Annotated in this window: 3 protein-coding genes and 1 tRNA gene; all 4 read right to left on the reverse strand. The window is 59.6% G+C overall.

The genetic code is table 11. The features are described from left to right. Nucleotides 1–73 precede the first annotated feature (73 nt). Nucleotides 74–158 (reverse strand) — tRNA-Tyr (locus LAT62_RS16315). A 129-nt stretch (nt 159–287) separates the two neighbouring features. After that, nucleotides 288–974: an SPOR domain-containing protein gene (locus LAT62_RS16320; protein WP_293386297.1), complete on the reverse strand. Its 687-nt coding sequence runs from the start codon at nt 972–974 to the stop codon at nt 288–290. Between the two features lie 9 nt (nt 975–983). Further along, entirely contained in the window at nt 984–1676 is a 693-nt protein-coding gene (locus tag LAT62_RS16325) for a type III pantothenate kinase (RefSeq protein ID WP_293386299.1), read from the reverse strand. Further along, nucleotides 1666–2604 (reverse strand): biotin--[acetyl-CoA-carboxylase] ligase, encoded by a 939-nt coding sequence (locus tag LAT62_RS16330; RefSeq protein ID WP_293386301.1) that lies wholly within the window; start codon nt 2602–2604, stop codon nt 1666–1668. Before LAT62_RS16330 ends, LAT62_RS16325 begins: the two co-directional genes overlap by 11 nt. Nucleotides 2605–2728: the final 124 nt, after the last annotated feature.

The raw sequence follows: 2728 nt of genomic DNA on the forward strand, positions 1-2728 counted from the left end.
AGCGGGAATCGAACCCGCATCATCAGCTTGGAAGGCTGAGGTTCTACCATTGAACTATACCCGCAGCCGAAATTGGTGGAGGGGGGAGGATTCGAACCTCCGAAGCATATTGCGGCAGATTTACAGTCTGCTCCCTTTGGCCACTCGGGAACCCCTCCAAAGCGGATGCGCATTCTCGCTGAACCCCAAAGCACTGTCAAGAAAAGATCATGCTTAACAGTCACTTAGAATTAGCCTGCAACGAAACGCAAACCCTGATTTACAAGCCGAGCGAATACTAACAACTCTTATGCATTTTGCAACCAGCCACAGTCGGCTTCACGCATTTCAATGTCCGGCTGGGAAGCTCGGATACTGGACAGACTGCCTTCGCCCATCATGGCGGCATGTTCCGGCTGGATGGTCAGCCAGTAGGTTGCGCGGTACCGCTGAATCTCCCTCAGTTGCGCCTCCACGTCTGACGACTGCAACTGATCGCGCAGGGTGAGCGCATTGTCCCGACTGCGGAAATAGCCCAACGAGATAGCGTTCCTGAACTCCCCCTCGGAGACCAGGAAGCTGTCAATCTGGCGCTCATTGAGCTGGCGCAACCGGCGCTCCGCATCCGCTGTGGTACTCGCGGGTTCCAGGTGCACCCACCACAATGGCTCGTCTGGGACTTCGACAACAGATACTTCGGACTGGATCTCCAGAGCAGCCAGCCGACGTTGCGCTGTCTGCGCATTGCTTTCATCTGCAAAGACACCAATGAAGGCGCATTGCGGATCGTCGGGCGAACCGTTGTCCAGGGTCGTCAGGGTAGGAATATCCAGGGCATCCGAGCCGCGCTCAGTGCGCAGATTGCCAAAGGTCAGTTCGGGCAAGCCGCCCTTTGTCTGCAGGGCTGCAGCTTCTGGCGCCGCTGAAGGCTGCCAAAGATACCATCCGGCAACGGCCAGGTTGATTACGACCAGTGAAATGGCGATCCAGCGCATAGCGTCCTCTCAATCATCATCGGCCCAGATAGCCAGACCATCCAACACCAGTTCAGGCCACAGCCTGGATTGCGGGAATGAACCCTGCAGACGCCAGGCATCCCCGCCGGTCAGCACCAGTGCAGCGTCCGGTCTGTTCTGCACCTGCTCCCGAATCACCGCCGTCATGGCTGCCTGCCAGCCATTGGCAATCGCAGCGGCAGTACGCAGACCCGGCTCATGGGTCGACTTGGACTCCGCTGCCGGTGAAATAGCCGTACCAGCATACAATGCATCATGCCATCGATGGTAGCCGGGCATGATCCAGCCACCAACATGCGCCCACTCTGCAATCATATCCAGCGTCAGTGCCGTGCCAGCGTCGACAATAATGCAGGTGTGCCCGTCTTCCTCCAGCCGACGCTGGGCACCCAGCATAGCCAGCCAGCGATCAATGCCCAACTGCCCTGAATCATAGTGTGTAGCGAGCAGTGGCAGCTCCGGCCTGGCGCACTGCTGCCAGGTCACAGACTCAAGCGCACTGCGCAAGCCTGCCAGACGGTCGCTGGGACCGACCGCCGCCCAGACCACACGTCGTATGCCCTGCAAAGGAAACGGCCAGCCTTCCCCTTTGGCTGTCAGATCGAGCACGCCATCAACCAGGCCGCGGCGCCAGTGCAGGTGGGTATTCCCCAGATCAAGCAACAAAGTATCAGAGCGCACGGACACTGACCTGCCCCCCGGTAATTCTTTTCTGGCCCACTTCAGTATCCACCAACAACGCACCATCAGGCGCGACGCCCGCAGCAGTGCCTAACTGACATCGATCTCCCGATTCTATCTGTACTGGCTTGCCCGCCAGTGCATCCAGAGCAGGCCACTGCTTGTGCCAGTCGGTATCGAAGTCGTTGCCCAGCGCCGCCGCCAGCGCCTTTGCCAGCCTGGCCAGCAACGCACTGCGATCCAAAGGAGAAGCCAGCAGGTCCCGCAGAGACACTGCCGCCTGATCCAGTTTGCCCAACTCCTGACTGTTCACATTCATGCCAATGCCCAGCACTATCCAGGTTCGTTCATCCATCGTATGCAGCTCGGTAAGAATTCCAGCCAGCTTGGCACCGTTCACCTGCAGGTCATTGGGCCATTTTACCGATACGGGAACCCCACAGAAGTCACGCAACGCTTCCGCCAGCAGCACACCGGCGGCCAGACTGTACGGGCGCAGCGTCTCAGGCGCGGAAAGCGGGAGGCACAGACTGAACGCCAGATCCTTGCCAAACTCGCTTTGCCAGGCACGACCGCGACGCCCGCGGCCCTGCGTCTGATACTCGGTCGCCACCAGCACCGGACGTGACTGCAACCGAGACAGGGCAAGCGCGTCCTCATTGGTCGAGGTGGTCAGCAGATGGCGATACCAGAGAATCTGTGCAGGAAAGTCGGCCGGTGGATCATCCAGCAGCGTGAAGGGGTCGGCGAGATGATAGCCCTTGCCGGTGACCGCATGCACCCGCAGACCCATGTCCGCCAGCTCTTTCAGGCGTCGGTTGACCACCGTTCGCGAGATCTGCAGCGTTTCCGCCAGGGCGCTGCCAGACACAAACCGCTCGGATTTCAGGGCGCGCAGCAGAATCTCGTATTGGGAAATCTTGTCCATGGGTCTGAGTAAGCGTAAGTGGGCATGCAGTGTATCATTTTTGGGTGGCGGGAGAAGGTTGGCGTCGCTCCGAGCGCGGCCAAGGCCGGCGCCTACAGGGTGGCTCAATTGTAGGCCGTGGGCT

This window comes from Natronospirillum sp. (assembly GCF_022565775.1).
Taxonomy (GTDB): Bacteria; Pseudomonadota; Gammaproteobacteria; order Pseudomonadales; family Natronospirillaceae; genus Natronospirillum.

Excerpts from the sequence above, each read along its gene's own strand:
- LAT62_RS16320 (WP_293386297.1), bottom strand. The coding sequence starts at position 974 with ATGCGCTGGATCGCCATTTCACTGGTCGTAATCAACCTGGCCGTTGCC.
- LAT62_RS16330 (WP_293386301.1), bottom strand. The coding sequence starts at position 2,604 with ATGGACAAGATTTCCCAATACGAGATTCTGCTGCGCGCCCTGAAATCC.